This is a genomic window from Mesorhizobium sp. M1D.F.Ca.ET.043.01.1.1, assembly GCF_003952385.1.
GTDB lineage: Bacteria > Pseudomonadota > Alphaproteobacteria > Rhizobiales > Rhizobiaceae > Mesorhizobium.
Genome location: NZ_CP034444.1, coordinates 2,515,467 through 2,530,529 on the forward strand (window position 1 = coordinate 2,515,467; position 15,063 = coordinate 2,530,529).

13 protein-coding genes, 1 tRNA gene and 1 riboswitch are annotated in these 15,063 nt (G+C 63.9%); of the genes, 7 read left to right on the forward strand and 7 right to left on the reverse strand.

Annotation, left to right across the window (positions count from 1 at the left end; all coding sequences use genetic code 11):
• The first annotated feature begins 151 nt into the window (after positions 1 to 151).
• Positions 152 to 225, forward strand: a tRNA-Gly gene (locus EJ067_RS12320).
• A 235-nt stretch (positions 226 to 460) separates the two neighbouring features.
• On the opposite strand, the gene EJ067_RS12325 is transcribed toward EJ067_RS12320, so the two are convergent.
• Positions 461 to 787, reverse strand: a complete 327-nt coding sequence (locus EJ067_RS12325) for a protamine-2 (modular protein) (protein ID WP_126085939.1) — start codon at positions 785 to 787, stop codon at positions 461 to 463.
• A 103-nt stretch (positions 788 to 890) separates the two neighbouring features.
• Positions 891 to 1,880, reverse strand: a complete 990-nt coding sequence (locus EJ067_RS12330; RefSeq protein WP_126085940.1) for a LysR substrate-binding domain-containing protein — start codon at positions 1,878 to 1,880, stop codon at positions 891 to 893.
• 292 nt (positions 1,881 to 2,172) lie between these two features.
• On the opposite strand from EJ067_RS12330, the gene chvE reads away from it, so the two are divergent.
• The 4 genes from chvE (at position 2,173) to araD1 (ending at position 7,452) form a co-directional block, all read left to right on the forward strand.
• Complete coding sequence (chvE, locus tag EJ067_RS12335) at positions 2,173 to 3,243, forward strand: multiple monosaccharide ABC transporter substrate-binding protein (RefSeq protein WP_126085941.1); 1,071 nt, start codon at positions 2,173 to 2,175, stop codon at positions 3,241 to 3,243.
• 187 nt (positions 3,244 to 3,430) lie between these two features.
• Positions 3,431 to 4,966 carry a multiple monosaccharide ABC transporter ATP-binding protein gene (gene mmsA, locus EJ067_RS12340; RefSeq protein ID WP_126089599.1) on the forward strand — a complete coding sequence of 512 codons (1,536 nt, stop codon included), beginning with the start codon at positions 3,431 to 3,433 and terminating at the stop codon, positions 4,964 to 4,966.
• The gene (gene mmsB / locus EJ067_RS12345; protein ID WP_126085942.1) at positions 4,963 to 6,255 is read left to right on the forward strand and encodes a multiple monosaccharide ABC transporter permease; all 1,293 of its coding nucleotides are present in this window, start codon (positions 4,963 to 4,965) and stop codon (positions 6,253 to 6,255) included. The genes mmsA and mmsB overlap by 4 nt, the downstream gene beginning before the upstream one ends.
• Before the next feature lie 207 nt (positions 6,256 to 6,462).
• Positions 6,463 to 7,452, forward strand: coding sequence for an AraD1 family protein (gene araD1, locus EJ067_RS12350; protein ID WP_126085943.1), 990 nt, complete (start codon positions 6,463 to 6,465; stop codon positions 7,450 to 7,452).
• Between the two features lie 199 nt (positions 7,453 to 7,651).
• On the opposite strand, the gene EJ067_RS12355 is transcribed toward araD1, so the two are convergent.
• Both EJ067_RS12355 and EJ067_RS12360 read right to left on the reverse strand, forming a co-directional pair.
• The gene (locus tag EJ067_RS12355) at positions 7,652 to 8,419 is read right to left on the reverse strand and encodes an ABC transporter substrate-binding protein (protein ID WP_126085944.1); all 768 of its coding nucleotides are present in this window, start codon (positions 8,417 to 8,419) and stop codon (positions 7,652 to 7,654) included.
• 90 nt (positions 8,420 to 8,509) lie between these two features.
• Positions 8,510 to 9,604 (reverse strand): 2'-deoxycytidine 5'-triphosphate deaminase, encoded by a 1,095-nt coding sequence (locus EJ067_RS12360; protein ID WP_126085945.1) that lies wholly within the window; start codon positions 9,602 to 9,604, stop codon positions 8,510 to 8,512.
• Between the two features lie 78 nt (positions 9,605 to 9,682).
• Positions 9,683 to 9,760: riboswitch (SAM riboswitch) on the forward strand.
• Positions 9,761 to 9,832: 72 nt separating this feature from the next.
• Here EJ067_RS12360 and EJ067_RS12365 point away from each other — a divergent pair.
• Positions 9,833 to 11,020, forward strand: coding sequence for an O-succinylhomoserine sulfhydrylase (locus tag EJ067_RS12365; RefSeq protein WP_126085946.1), 1,188 nt, complete (start codon positions 9,833 to 9,835; stop codon positions 11,018 to 11,020).
• Between the two features lie 34 nt (positions 11,021 to 11,054).
• Here the strand turns inward: EJ067_RS12365 and EJ067_RS12370 are convergent, their stop codons facing one another.
• Entirely contained in the window at positions 11,055 to 12,200 is a 1,146-nt protein-coding gene (locus EJ067_RS12370) for a ceramide glucosyltransferase (RefSeq protein ID WP_126085947.1), read from the reverse strand.
• A 218-nt stretch (positions 12,201 to 12,418) separates the two neighbouring features.
• On the opposite strand from EJ067_RS12370, the gene apaG reads away from it, so the two are divergent.
• On the forward strand, positions 12,419 to 12,811 hold the full coding sequence (gene apaG, locus EJ067_RS12375) for a Co2+/Mg2+ efflux protein ApaG (protein ID WP_124996092.1): 393 nt from the start codon (positions 12,419 to 12,421) through the stop codon (positions 12,809 to 12,811).
• A gap of 196 nt (positions 12,812 to 13,007) precedes the next feature.
• Here apaG and EJ067_RS12380 read toward each other — a convergent pair whose 3' ends face one another.
• A complete protein-coding gene (locus EJ067_RS12380; protein WP_126085948.1) occupies positions 13,008 to 14,039 on the reverse strand; it encodes an Hsp33 family molecular chaperone in 1,032 nt (343 codons plus the stop codon).
• Positions 14,040 to 14,147: 108 nt separating this feature from the next.
• Positions 14,148 to 15,059, reverse strand: a complete 912-nt coding sequence (gene argF / locus EJ067_RS12385; RefSeq protein ID WP_126085949.1) for an ornithine carbamoyltransferase — start codon at positions 15,057 to 15,059, stop codon at positions 14,148 to 14,150.
• Positions 15,060 to 15,063: the final 4 nt, after the last annotated feature.

The following is a 15,063-nucleotide window of genomic DNA, read 5'->3' on the forward strand; positions in this document are numbered from 1 at the left end:
CATTGATTTTCAAGCTGGGTCCCCACCCTGCACCACGCGACGCATTTATCACGTTGGCGCCCGGTATCAAGGGGACTGCCGCGACCGACCGGTCTTTTGATGGCGTTGCCGATTGCTTGAGGCCCCGCCATCATGGTAACGAGGCTGCTGCGCGGGTATGATGTAATGGTAGCTTGTCAGCTTCCCAAGCTGAACGCGCGGGTTCGATTCCCGCTACCCGCTCCAATCTCCCGTCACCTGTTTGTTGAAAAAAAGCGTCGCGTCTACCTGCTGAGTCGCGCACCAGGCTAGGTGTCCTTGAGCGTTTCACGGACACGCCGGACCGCTCTCCTGTTTCAAGCAATTTTGGACGGAGATCCGTTACGCACTTTTCCTGGAATAGCTCTAAGGCACCGCATTGGGTCCTGCACGACTGTGCAAGACCCAATGCCTTTCGCTTAGTCTTTGACCGACGCTTGGACTACAGCCAGATGCCTATCCAGACGCGTTCGCGCCAGCAGCGGCGAACCCAGTAGCCATGGCGCCAGTAGCGGCGGCAGACCCGGCGCCAGACGCGGCGCCGTCTGCGGCGACGGTAGCCGTGATGCCAATAACGATGGTGAACCTTCTCCAGTTCGGCCCGATCCTCGCCGTCCTCGAAAACGGTTGGATCCGGCTTGTCGAGCTCATCAAGAATTCCGTTGCCGCCGGGAATTCCGGCAACAGCCTTGCTGGGTCCGGCGAGGCTTGCAAATGCGGCCGCCCCCGCAACGCCAAGCATTCCAGTCAGAAACAACCGACGTTCCATCAAAACCTCCGACTGTTGAGCATCGGCAGTTCGTTCCCTCACCCGAAAAAGGCTCCAGTGAGCTGCCGATCCGGTTGAACGCACAGGTAGCATTCTCGTTCCATCACCCCACTTCGCGCAGTATGAAGTCGTGCAGCATCTTGGCGGCGGGCGAAAGCACGCGGTTCTTGACCGTGATCAGGCTGTAAGGCCTGACCTCGATGTCGAATTCGGTCTGCACCACGTCAATCGCTCCCGCCAGCCCGTCGGCGCTCTGGATGAACTTGGCGACCTGGACCGAAACGGGGGCGATGGCGTCGGATTGCGCCACCATCACCAGCGTCAAGAGCAGCGAAGAGGTGTTGAGGATACGGTCGGGAAGCGGGATGTCGCGATTCAGGAAATTGCTTTCCATCGCCTGGCGCAGCGGCGAGCCCCCGGACTGGAAGACCCAGTCATAGGCCGCCGTCTCCTCCAGGCCGACCATCCTGCCGCTGGCAAGCGGATGGCCGCGGCGCACGATCAGGCAGGCCTTCTCGATGCCGATGACGCGCGATTCGAACAGCCGCGGATTGAGGTCGTCGGGAATGCGGGCGATGATGAAGTCGTGGCGGGAGGCTATCAGCTCGCGGGCGAGCACGTTCGAGGTCTCGACCTGCATGGTGATCTCGATGCGCGGGTAGATGCGGCGGATCTCGCGAATCGCCGGCACGGCCAGCTCGATCGCCGGCGCGGTCACGGCGCCGAGGAACACCGAGCCGCCCTTGCCCGCCTTGAGCTCGGAAATCTCGCGGTCGGCTTCGCGCATCTCGAGCAGGATCGAGCGGGCGCGCCTGGCGAGCGCCTGGCCGTAAGGGGTGAGCGTGATGCCGCGCGGCAGCCGCTCGCATAATTTCACGTCGAGCACCGCCTCCATCTCGGCGATCATTCGCGAGGCGGCCGGCTGGGAGATGTTCATGACCTGGGCGGCGGCGCTCACCCGTCCGTGATCGTCGAGGGCGGCGATCATGCGCATATGGCGCAAGCTCAAACCGCTGCGCAGGAGTGTTTCCCCGTCGCCGGGGAGTTTTTCGTAACTTACTGAAATCGCACCAGGATCGCGCAACGCCGCCATGATTTCCCAGCCTCTCCGCCAGTTCTCTGCCGCATGCTTAACCATACCAGTTTCGGTATAGCAACCAACAAAGATCGCATTTGACAGTTATGTCAAAGGAACCCACCCTTCGCGCGTTCCGAGGCGCAACGATCGGCAACGAGCAAGATCGTATCGATTGAAACTGCGTCGCGGAGCCGATTGGGAGGATACCGGAGATCGATAAAGCCGACAGAGGCGCGCTTGCGCTCCTGCTCGACTGCGCGGCCCGCGAAGCCCCGAGGTGTCGCGTCCATCAACCAGGGAGAGTAATGTGAAGATCATCAAGACGCTGGCCGCCATCGCGGCCCTTGGCATTGCCGCCACGAGCTATTCGGCGCACGCAGCCGACAAGGGTCTCGTCGGCGTGCTGATGCCGACCAAGACCTCGCAGCGCTGGATCAATGACGGCGACGCCGTCAAGTCCCAGCTCGAGGCGCTCGGCTACACCGTCGACCTGCAGTACGCGCAGGACGACATCCCGAACCAGCTCAGCCAGCTGGAAAACGAAATCACCAAGGGCCCGAAGGCGCTGATCATCGCCTCGATCGACGGCACCACGATGGCCGACGCGCTGCAGAAGGCCAACGATGCCGGCGTCGTCACCGTCGCCTATGACCGTCTGATCAAGAAGACCCCGAATGTCGACTACTACACCACCTTCGACAATTTCGGCGTCGGCGTGATCCAGGCGAATTCGCTGGTCAAGGGCCTCAAGGAGCGCTTCCCGAACACCAAGCCGTGGAACGTCGAACTGTTCGGCGGCTCGCCCGACGACAACAACGCCTTCTTCTTCTACAACGGCGCGATGTCGGTCCTGCAGCCGCTGATCGACGACGGCTCGATCAAGATCAAGTCCGGCCAGATGGGCATGGACAAGGTCGGCACGCTGCGCTGGCTGGCGGCCACCGCCCAGGCGCGCATGGACAACCTGCTTTCGGCCAACTACTCGGACGGCAGCCGCGTCGATGGCGTTCTGTCTCCCTATGACGGCCTGTCGCGCGGCATCACCGCCTCGCTGCGCGCCGTCGGCTACGGCACCGACGCCCAGCCCTGGCCGATCGTGACCGGCCAGGACGCCGAGACCGCCTCGGTCAAGCTGATCATCTCGGGCGAGCAGTATTCGACTGTGTTCAAGGACACCCGCGAACTGGCCAAGGCCACCGTGCAGCTGGTCGACAAGGTGCTCTCCGGCGGCAAGCCCGACGGGCTCGACGACAAGACCTACAACAACGACGTCAAGGTCGTTCCCTCGATCCTGTTGACGCCGCATGACGTCGACAAGTCGAACTACCAGGCTCAGGTCGTCGACTCCGGCTACATCAAGGCCGACGAGCTGAAATAATCCGGCTGCAAAGGAGGGGTCCTGCGCGACGCAGGGCCCCTTTTCGTTCAGAAGCGAGCCCGGTATTGTTTTTGCCGGCTCCTGCAGCGCCATGCGCCGTCGCTGCGCGGGCAAGACTGCAGTATGTTGATTTCGCGCATGACACTTTCCGGAAATGGAAGGCATGCGCCAGGGAGCGGAATTCCTGATGACCTCGACGATTTTGGAGATGCGCGACATCACCAAGACGTTCCCCGGCGTCAAGGCGCTGTCGAACGTCAACCTCAGCGTCGAGGAGGGCGAAATCCATGCCGTCGTCGGCGAGAACGGCGCCGGCAAATCGACGCTGATGAAGGTGCTGTCAGGCGTCTATCCGGCCGGCACCTATGAAGGCGAGATCGTCTTCCGCGGCCAGGAATGCCATTTCAAGGGCATCCATGACAGCGAGCACATCGGCATCGTCATCATTCACCAGGAACTTGCCCTGGTGCCGATGCTGTCGATCGCGGAGAACATCTTCCTCGGCAACGAGCACGCCACCTATGGCGTCATCGACTGGAACGCCAACGAGAAGCGCACCAAGGCGCTGCTCGACAAGGTCGGCCTGAAGGAAGACCCCAAGACACTGATCACCAATATCGGCGTCGGCAAGCAGCAACTGGTCGAGATCGCCAAGGCGCTGAGCAAGGAGGTCAAGCTCCTGATCCTCGACGAGCCGACCGCCTCGCTCAGCGAAAAGGACAGCCAGGCGCTGCTCGATCTCCTGCTCGAGTTCAAGCGCCAGGGCATGACCTCGATACTGATCTCGCACAAGCTCAACGAGGTGAACCGCGTCGCCGACAAGGTGACGGTGATCCGCGACGGGCGCACCATCGAGACCCTGCCCAGGAAAGACATCAGCGAGGACCGCATCATCACCTCGATGGTCGGCCGCTCGCTGGACGACCGTTATCCGCCGCGCGAGCCGCAGATCGGCGAGGTCGTCTTCGAGGTCAAGGACTGGTCGGTCTACCATCCGATCCACGCCGAGCGGCAGGTGATCAAGAACGTCAACCTCAATGTGCGCAAGGGCGAAGTGGTCGGCATCGCGGGGCTGATGGGCGCCGGCCGCACCGAATTCGCGATGAGCCTGTTCGGGCGCTCCTATGGCCGGCACATCACCGGCGAGGTTTTGCTCGAAGGCAAGCCGATCGACCTTTCGTCGGTGAGCAAGGCGGTGGAGAACCGCATCGCCTATGTCACCGAGGACCGCAAGACCTACGGCCTCAACCTGATCGACCATATCAAGCACAATGTGACTTTGGCCAATCTGGGCGGCGTCTCGAGCCGCGGCGTCATCGACGACATGCGCGAAATGAGCGTCGCCAACGACTATCGCAAGAAGACAAACATCCGCGCGTCCAGCGTCTATCAGCTGACCGGCAATCTTTCGGGCGGCAACCAGCAGAAGGTGGTGCTGTCGAAATGGCTGTTCGCCGACCCGGAACTGCTCATCCTCGACGAGCCGACGCGCGGCATCGACGTCGGCGCCAAGTACGAAATCTATACGATCATCGCCCGTCTCGCCGCAGAGGGTAAGGCGATCATCGTCATCTCGTCGGAAATGCCGGAGCTGCTCGGCATCACCGACCGCATCTATGTCATGAACGAAGGGCGAATGGTCGGCGAAATGGCGGCAAGCGACGCCAGCCAGGAAAAGATCATGCGAGCCATCGTTCGCGGAGAAGGAAAAAAAGCATCATGAGCACAGAAAGCGCTCCCGCGCCGCAGAGCGGCGCAGCCGAAGACGTCAAGCAGGGTCCGCGCATCGCCGTCTCGGCGCTGACGACGAACCTGCGCGAATACGGCCTGATCATCGCGCTGATCGTCATCATGCTGTTCTTCCAGTACACGACGTCGGGAACGCTGTTCAAACCGGTCAACCTCTCGAACCTTGTGCAGCAGAACTCGTTCATCATCGTGATGGCGCTGGGCATGCTCTTGGTCATCGTGTCCGGCCACATCGACCTCAGCGTCGGTTCGGTGGCGGGCTTCATCGGGGCGCTGGCGGCGATGATGATGGTCATCTGGCCGCTCGGCCCGCTCAGCAATCCGCTGGTGGTGTCAATCGTCTGCCTGATCGTCGGCGGCGCCATAGGCGCAGCACAAGGCTACTGGATCGCCTACCACCGGATACCGAGCTTCATCGTGACGCTGGCGGGCATGCTGATCTTCCGCGGCATCTGCCAGGCGCTGCTGGGCGGCGGCTCCTCGGTCGGCCCGCTTCCCGACAGCTTCAAGGCGCTGAGCTCGGGCTTCATTCCCGACGTGATCGGCCCGCTGACGTTGATCCCGCCGACGGTGAATGCCGCCGGCAAGACCATCCTCGGCAGCGGCCTTACGCTGCACATGACGACGGTCGTGCTCGGACTGATCGCGGTGCTCGCCTATGCCTATTTCGGGCTGCGGGCCCGCCGCAAGCGTGAGCGTCACGGCTATGAGGCCGAACCCTTCCCGCTGTTCGTCATCAAGACCCTGGTCGGCAGCGCGCTGGCGCTGTTCCTGGTCGTCCAGTTCGCCAGCTACAGGGGCCTGCCGGTGGTGCTTCTGGTGATGGGCGTGCTGATCTCGCTGTTCGTCTTCGTCACCAAGCGCATGACGATCGGCCGCCGCATCTATGCGATGGGCGGCAACGCCAAGGCGGCGCAGCTGTCGGGCATCAACACCGAAAGGCTGACGCTGCTCGTCTTCATCAACATGGGCGTGCTGTCGGCGCTCGGCGGCCTGATCATCGCGGCCCGCCTCGGCCAGGCGGTGCCGGCGGCCGGCCTCGGCAGCGAGCTCGACGTGATCGCCGCCGTCTTCATCGGCGGCGCCTCGGCGATGGGCGGCGTTGGACAGGTCATCGGCGCCGTGGTCGGCGGCTTCATCATGGGTGTCATGAACAACGGCATGTCGATCATGGGCGTCAATGTCGACTGGCAGCAGGTGGTCAAGGGCCTGGTGTTGCTCGGCGCGGTCATCTTCGACGTCTACAACAAGAACAAGGCTTAACGGCTGAAGACAAGGACTAAGGAGGCATACGGGTTCTAGATCGCGGAGCTGCCGGCAACCCGTCGGCGCGAAGAAGTCCCGAAAGGACCAGGCCCGCGAGCGCAATCCGGCGCAGGAGTTTCAACCGTGGCACGGATCGGTTCCGGGCCGCGCGGTCAGGGTTTGCCGCCGGCAACCGGGCCAAGGCAAAAGAGAGAGGGTTTCATCATGCTGATTTCCCAGATCCTCGACGACGCCGAGACGATCCGGGTCGTTGCCCGCAGCGGCGGCAAGACCCGGATCATCAACGGCGCGCGCAGCGTCTATTCGCTGGCGATGGAGGCAGCCCGCACGGGCATCGGTCTCGAAGCCCTGATCGAGCGCAAGGGCTACGGCGAGACGGTCGATCTCGATGCCGCCTACAAGAAGGGGCGGCTGGTGTCGCCGATCAACCATCCGGACCCGGCGCATTTGCACCTCACCGGCACGGGCTTGACCCATCTCGGCTCGGCGGCGACGCGCGATTCCATGCACAAGAAGCTCAGCGACGGCGAAGAGCAGCTCACCGATTCCATGAAGATGTTCCGCATGGGGCTGGAAGGCGGCAAGCCGGCGAAAGGCCAGATCGGCGTGCAGCCGGAATGGTTCTACAAGGGCAACGGCACCATGGCGGTGGCGCCCGGCGCTGCGCTGATGTCGCCAGCCTTCGCGCAGGACGCCGGCGAGGAGCCCGAGATCGCCGGCATCTATGTCATCGGCGACGACGGTGCGCCGTTCCGCGTCGGCTTCACGCTGTCGAACGAGTTTTCCGACCATGTGACCGAACGGGTGAACTACCTGTTCCTTGCCCACTCCAAGCTGCGCAACGCCTCCTTCGGGCCGGAGATCCTGATCGGCGATCTGCCCGCTGATATCAGGGGTTCGTCACGCATCCTGCGCGACGGCAAGGTGCTTTGGGAAAAACCGTTCCTGTCGGGTGAAGCGAACATGTCGCACACCATCGCCAATCTTGAGCATCACCATTTCAAATATTCGGCCTTCCGCCAGCCCGGCGACGTCCATGTGCACATGTTCGGCACCGCCACGCTCTCCTTCGCCGACGGCGTCAGGACTGAAGAAGGCGACGTGTTCGAGATCGCGGCGAAGGATTTCGGCCTGCCGCTGCGCAACCCGCTGGAAATCGAGAAGCCGGTGAAGGTGGCCGTGAAGGCGCTTTGAGGTGAAAGCGTGATCTCCCCCCTCGTGGGGAGATGGCCGGCAGGCCAGAGGGGGCGCTGTCCCGCCAGCGTTCGCAATCCAACCGGCTCTGCCTGCGGACTGTCTTCTTGGCTACAGGAGAGGTTGGCGATCCTTCGCGCCCCCCTCTGCCCTGCCGGGCATCTCCCCCACAAGGGGGGAGATTGGCCGCTTCAGCCGCTCAATAAATATCGAAGTCGAAATATTTCGCCTGGATCTTCTTGTAGGTGCCGTCGGCGACGATGGCGTCGATGGCGGCGTTCAGCCGATCACGCAGCGCGGTGTCCTCCAGCCGCACGGCGATGCCGGCCTCGGTCTCGGTGCCCTTGACGTCGCCGACCAGCTTGCAGCAGCCGTCGCTCGCCTTCTTCATCCAGTCGACCAGCACGAACTTGTCCGAGATGACGGCGTCGAGCCGGCCGTTGAGAAGATCGGTAACCGCCTCTTCCTGGGTCGGATAGAGCTTCGCCTCGGCGCCGGCCTTGCCGTAAACGTCCTGGGCGTAGTTGGCCTGGGTGGTCGAGGCCTGGGCGCCGACGGTCTTGCCGGCGAGCGCCGCCGGTTCGGTCGAGGCGATGTCGCTGTCCTTGAGCGCCACCAGCGCAAGCGGCGTCGTATAGTATTTGTGGGTGAAGGCGACCTGCTTCTTGCGCTCCTCGGTGATGCTCATCGAGGCGATGATGGCGTCGAACTTCTTGGCCTGGAGGGCCGGAATGATGCCGTCCCAATCCTGGGTGACGATCTCGCACTCGACCTTCATCTGGGCGCAAAGCGCATTGGCGATGTCGATGTCGAAGCCCTCAACCTTGCCGTCCGGCGTGATGGTGTTGAAGGGCGGATAGGCGCCCTCGGTGCCGATCTTGATCTTTTCCGCCGCGATCGCGGAACCGGCGCCAAGCGCCAACATGGCAGCGACTGTCGCCGATACGATCCATCTGGTTATCTGCATTTTTTGTCTCCCTCAGTCAGGCGTCTAGATTGGTGAGGTGCAGCCAAGCATGGCGCGCCCAGCCGGGCAAGCGGTGTCTGACGTGAACGGTCAGCGCGCGGCGCGGAAATGCTTAGAGAGCTTAAGCCCCTGCGCCTGGTAGTTCGAGCCGAGGTCGCTGCCATAGAGCGCCTGCGGGCGCTTGAGCATATGCTCGTAGACAAGGCGTCCGACGATCTGGCCGTGGTCGAGGATGAAGGGCACCTCATGACTGCGCACCTCGAGCACCGCTCGGCTGCCGCTGCCGCCGGCGGCGGAGTGGCCGAAACCGGGATCGAAGAAGCCGGCATAGTGGACGCGGAACTCGCCGACCAGCGGGTCGAAAGGCGTCATCTCGGCGGCATAGAGCGGCGGCACATGCACGGCTTCGCGCGAGACCAGGATGTAGAACTCGTCCGGATCGAGCACCAATTCGCCGGCGCCGCTCTTGTAGAGCGGCTCCCAGAAGTCGACGACGTCCTGCGCGGCGCGCTTGTCGACATCGACGAGGCCGGTGTGGTGCTTGCCACGATAGCCGACCAGGCCGTCCTTGTCGCCGTCGAGATCGATCGACAGCGCGATACCGCCGCCAGAAATGTTGGGCGGCTCGGTGGCGACCAGCATCTCGGCATGGTGGAGATCGCGCAATTCGCGCTCCGACAAAAGCGCATTGCCGGTGCGGAAGCGTATCTGCGACAGGCGCGAGCCGGCGCGCACGACGATCGGGAAGGTGCGCGGGCTGACTTCGAGATAGAGCGGACCATGATAGCCGGCCGCGATCTTGTCGAACTCGTGGCCGCGGTCGGTCATGACGCGCGTGAAAATGTCCAGCCGTCCGGTCGAGCTCTTCGGATTGGCCGAAGCCGACACGTTTGAAGGCAGCGCCAGGCTTTCCAGCAGCGGCACGATATAGACGCAGCCCGTCTCCAACACCGCGCCCTCGGCGAGATTGATCTCGTGCAACTTCAGCCGGTCGAGCTTGTCGGCCACCAGGTGATCGGGACCGGGCAGGAAGGAGGCGCGCACGCGGAAAGCCGTGTCGCCCAGCCTCAGATCGAGGCTGGCCGGCTGGATCTGATTGGTATCGAGCACGCGCGGCGACTTCAGCGCGCCCGCCTCAAACAGCGCCGCGATGTCCTGATCGGGAAGAATGCCTGTCTGCCGCAAAGGCTGGCTCCGTTCCAACTGGTACAAACCTCTTAATCAAGCCGGCAATTGACGCAAGCGCGGTGCGGGTCTAAAGGGTCGTTATCCCGTGGTGATTTGGCCGGTCGGCTTGCAGCCACGTTAAACAAGTCGCTAAAGGACCGTTGGCCGCAAGGCCGTATGGACCGGTTGCGACATCGCGGCCGGTTTTTTTGTGTTTGGACGTTCTTTGCGAGTGGAATTAGGGCGATGACGAAGACGCGCAACTGGAAACCTCAGACGGCACTCGTGCATGGCGGGACGCTGCGTTCCGGCTTCGGCGAGACCTCCGAGGCGATGTACCTCACCCAAGGCTATGTCTATGAGACGGCGCAAGCCGCAGAAGCCCGTTTCAAGGGCGAGGAGCCGGGCTTCATCTATTCGCGCTACGCCAATCCGACCGTGGACATGTTCGAAAAGCGCATGTGCGCGCTGGAAGGCGCCGAAGATGCCCGCGCCACCGCTTCCGGCATGGCGGCGGTCAGCGCAGCGCTTCTGTGCAGCGTCAAGGCCGGCGACCATATCGTTGCGGCGCGGGCGCTGTTCGGCTCCTGCCGCTGGGTGGTCGAGACGCTGGCGCCGCGCTACGGCATCCAGGCGACGCTGATCGACGGCACCGACATCGCCAATTGGGAAAAGGCGGTCAGACCCAACACCAAGCTGTTCTTCCTGGAGAGCCCGACCAACCCGACGCTGGAAGTGGTCGACATCGCCGCCGTCGCCGCTTTAGCCAACTCGATCGGCGCGCGCGTGATCGTCGACAATGTCTTCGCCACGCCGCTGCAGCAGAAGCCCTTGCAGCTCGGCGCCCATATCGTTGTCTATTCGGCGACCAAGCATATCGACGGACAGGGCCGCTGCCTCGGCGGCGTCATCCTGTCGGACAAGAAGTGGATCGACGAGAACCTGCACGACTATTTCCGCCACACCGGCCCGAGCCTGTCGCCCTTCAACGCCTGGACGCTGCTCAAGGGCCTGGAGACGCTGCCGCTGCGGGTGCGCCAGCAGACGGAAAGCGCCGGCAAGATCGCCGACTTCCTCGCCGGACGGCCCGAGATCGCCCGCGTCATCTATCCGGGCCGCGCCGACCATCCGCAGGCGGATGTCGTCAGGAAGCAGATGTCGGGCGGCTCGACGCTGATCTGCCTCGACGTCAAGGGCGGCAAGCAGGCGGCCTTCGCCTTCCAGAACGCGCTCGACATCGTGCTGATCTCCAACAATCTCGGCGACGCCAAGAGCCTGATCACCCATCCCGCGACGACCACGCACAAGAACCTCAGCGACGAAGCGCGCGCCGAACTCGGCATCGGGCCGGGCACGCTGCGCCTGTCCGTGGGGCTTGAGGACACCGACGATCTGCTGGCCGACATCGAAGAGGCGCTGAAGGCGGCGAAGTAGCGGCGGCAAAGAGCGGCCTTGAGCCGCAGCCGGCTCAGGCAATCTCTTCGAGTTCGGTCATCTCCCCGGTGCGGATCGTCATGGCGTTGCCGCGCCATTCGACGACACCGCCCAGCCAGCCGCGCGCCCAGATGGTGGGGAGCATCGCGTCGCGAACGATCATCGCGGTCAGGCTGCGCGGCGACAGGTACCAGCCCTTGGACCAGGCGAGCAGGCATTCCGGCACATAAGCGATCGCCAGCACGCAAAGCGCGGTCGTAGGCAGGCTGACGCCGGCGCCTGCCGCCGCGATCAGCGCGAAAATCAGCGGCACGACCATCCCGGTCAGGATCTCGGGCGCGAAGAACAATGGGAAGGTGACGCGGCGCAGCCGCGCCCAGCGCGCCTGGCGCGACCAGATCTCGGCGAGCGTGCGCTGGCCGAGCGGCTGCTCGAAGGGCGAGGCCACGAGATTGACCCGTAGGCCCAGGCCGTTGACCAGCTTGGTCGCCGCCGCATCCTCGGCGATCTCGGCGGCCAAAGCCTGGATGCCGCCATGGGCATCGAGCACCGGCTTGTTCCATAGCATGCTCTTGCCCTGGGCGAAGCCAAGGCCGAGCGCCTCGCCGGCATATTGCCAGCGCGCCTGCAGCGTGTTGAGGAAGGCGCATTCGACTTCGGCCCAAAAACCGTCCGGCCGCGAGCCGACCGGTGTCGAGCAGACGAGGCCGGTGTCCGGCCGCCAGGCCGCCATCAGATGCTGGACATAGTCCTTGGGCATCAACACGTTGGAATCGGCAAGGATCACCCAATCGTGCCGGGCCGCCTGCCAGCCCTTGACGCAGTTGTTGAGCTTGGGATTGGCGCTGATCCTGTCATCGCCGACGAGCAGCCTCGCCGGAACCTTGGGGAAGCGCGCGATCGCGGCATTGATCAGTCCGACCACGGGATCGTTGGCATGGGCGACGCAGAAGATCAGCTCGTAGCGCGGCCAGTCGAGCGAGAAGGCGCGGTCGAGCGTCTCCCCGGTGAACGGCTCCACGCCCCGCGACGGAACGACGATGGAGACCGGCGGCTGGTTACCGGAGGACGCAGGTATGACGCGACGCGCCTTCAGCCGCGAGGAAGCGAACAGAATGCTGGCGAAGTTGGAAAGAAGAAGGGCTGACGAGGCAAAGGCGGCTGCGAGAGTCAGTTCCATCGAGATCTGGTCACTCCGGAAAGGCCGCCCGCGGCGTTTCATCAGTCGACGGAGCGCCCGAGTCGCCCACACGGTTTGTGCACACCAACATTGTCATGTGTCACTTAAATGACATTGTTTGTCGGCACGTGCGGTGGAAAGCCGGCAGGATGGACGGCGCTAGCGTAACAACCGCGAAGCGCGACGAATGTTCCCGGCGGCGGCAACCGGAGTGGCACATGTATCGCGCCGTCACGCGCAACATCGAAGTGCAGGTCAGGCCGTTCTACCTGGAGGACCGTTCGGACCCGTCCGAGAACCGCTATGTTTGGGGCTACCAGGTGACGATCGACAACCGTTCGGACGAGTTCGTGCAGCTTCTGTCGCGCTACTGGCACATCACCGACGGACGCGGACGCGTCGAGGAAGTGCGCGGCGCGGGCGTCGTCGGCGACCAGCCGGAGCTCAATCCCGGCGACAGCTATCAGTATACGTCGGGATGCCCGCTCTCGACGCCGTCCGGCATCATGGTCGGCCACTACACGATGCGCAACGGGCGCGGCGAGACGTTCGACGTCGCCATCCCCGCCTTCTCCCTCGACATGCCGGGGACAAGGCGCACGGTGAACTAAGGGCGAAACCCTACGGGGCAGCCTCTTTCTCCCCGTTTACGGGGAGAAATGCCCGGCAGGGCAATGAGGGGCGGCGCCAGGTTTTGAGATTTTCTTTCGGACAAAGCGAGGGCGCCTGCATGGCCAAGGCCGGCGCTGCCCCTCATCCGCCCTTCGGGCACCTTCTCCCCGTGGAACGGGGAGAAGGAAGGGCATTTCACTCGCCCGCGAACTCCATCGGGTCGAAGTCGTACTGCGTCGAGCAGAATTCGCAGGCTACATGGATGCCGCCGTCCTCGGTCGAGTCCTTGATCTCCTCGGCCGAGAAGCCTTCGAGGATGCCGCGGATCTTCTCGCGCGAGCAGGAGCACTGGTCGTCCACCGGCACGCTGCGGAAGACGCGCACGCCATGCTCGTGGAACAGCCGGTAAAGCAGCCGCTCGGCACCCACCGTCGGGTCGATCAGTTCCGTCGGCTCGATGGTGCCGAGCAGCGCCAGCAATTCCTGCCAGGAATTGTCGGCCGGATGGTCGGTCACCTCGCGGTCGTCGCCGTCGCCGCCCGAAATGTCGGGAATGCGCATGCGCTCGGGCGCCTGCGGCAGAAACTGCGCCAGGATGCCGCCGGCGCGCCACTGCTCGCGCGCTCCGGCCGGGCCGGGCGTCACCAGCTTGGCGACCGACATCTTGATCTCGGTCGGAATCTGCTCCGACTGGCGGAAATAGGTGCGCGCGGCATCCTCCAGCGTGGTGCCATCGAGCTGGACGATGCCCTGATAGCGCTGCGTATGCGCGCCCTGGTCGATGGTCAAAGCCAGGACGCCGTTGCCGAGCAACGCCTGCTGCGAGGTTTCGCCGGCGGCGATCAGCGCCTGCAGGCGGTCGGCGTCGAAACGCGCATAGGCGCGCAGCGCATGCGGCGTGGTGAAATCGGCCACCAGCATATCGACCGGACCGTCGGTGCGGGTCTGCAGGATGAACTTGCCCTCGAACTTTAGCGACGTGCCGAGCAGCACGGTGAGCACGCAGGCTTCCGCCAGCAACCGTGCGACCGGTTCGGGATAGTCGTGGCGGCTGAGGATAGCGTCGAGCATCGGCCCGAGCTGCACGGTGCGGCCGCGCACGTCGAGCGGCGCCACTTCGTATGGCACGACATGATCGTCGCCGGCGAAGCCGAATTCACCGAGTTTGGGTTGATGTTCAGCCAATGGACGGGTTTCCAGCATGACAAAGCTCCAGGGCGCGTCCATGCCGCTTTCCGGGCGGCATGCGTCGAAGCGCGTTCGATTTACGTGATGGCCCGCAAATAGGCATCGCGTAATCCTGGATCAAGACAACCTGGTTCAAGCCGGGCCCGATCAAGCGCCCAGGCACCAGGCCAGCACCGCCTTCTGGGCGTGCAGCCGGTTCTCGGCCTCGTCGAACACCACCGAATGCGGCCCGTCGATGACCTCGTCGGTGACCTCCTCGCCGCGATGCGCCGGCAGGCAGTGCATGAACAGCGCATCGGACTTCGCCCTGGCCATCAGCGCGGCATTGACCTGGTAGGGCAGGAAGACGTTGTGGCCGCGGGCGCGATGTTCCTGGCCCATCGACACCCAGCTGTCGGTCACGACGCAATCCGCCTGGTCGACGGCCTCCTCGGCAGTGCGGGCAAACCTGACCTTGCCGCCATTGGCCTTCGACCAGTCGACATATTTCTCGAACGGCTCGCTGCCTTCGGGCACCGCGACATTGAGATTGAAGCGGAACCGCGCCGAAGCCTCTAGGAGCGAATGCAGCACATTGTTGCCGTCGCCGGTCCAGGCGAAGGTCTTGCCGGCCACCGGGCCGCGGTGCTCCTCGTAGGTCATGATATCGGCCATCAACTGGCAGGGATGGGTATCGTCGGTCAGCCCGTTGATCACCGGCACGGTGGCGTTCTCGGTCAACTCCAGCAGCCGGTCATGCGAAGTGGTGCGGATCATGATGGCATCGACATAGCGCGACAGCACCTTCGCCGTGTCGGCGATGGTTTCGGAACGGCCGAGCTGCATCTCGGTGCCCGTCAGCATGATGGTCTCGCCGCCGAGCTGGCGCATGCCGACGTCGAAGGAAACGCGCGTGCGCGTCGACGGCTTGTCGAAGATCATCGCCAGGACCTTGCCTTCGAGCGGCTTCGAACGCTCGCCGGCCTTGAGCCTGGTCTTTCGCGCCACCGCATCGTCCAGCATGATGCGCAGGTCGCCCGCGGAAACGGCGGACAGGTCGGTGAAGTGGCGAACGCTCATCGGC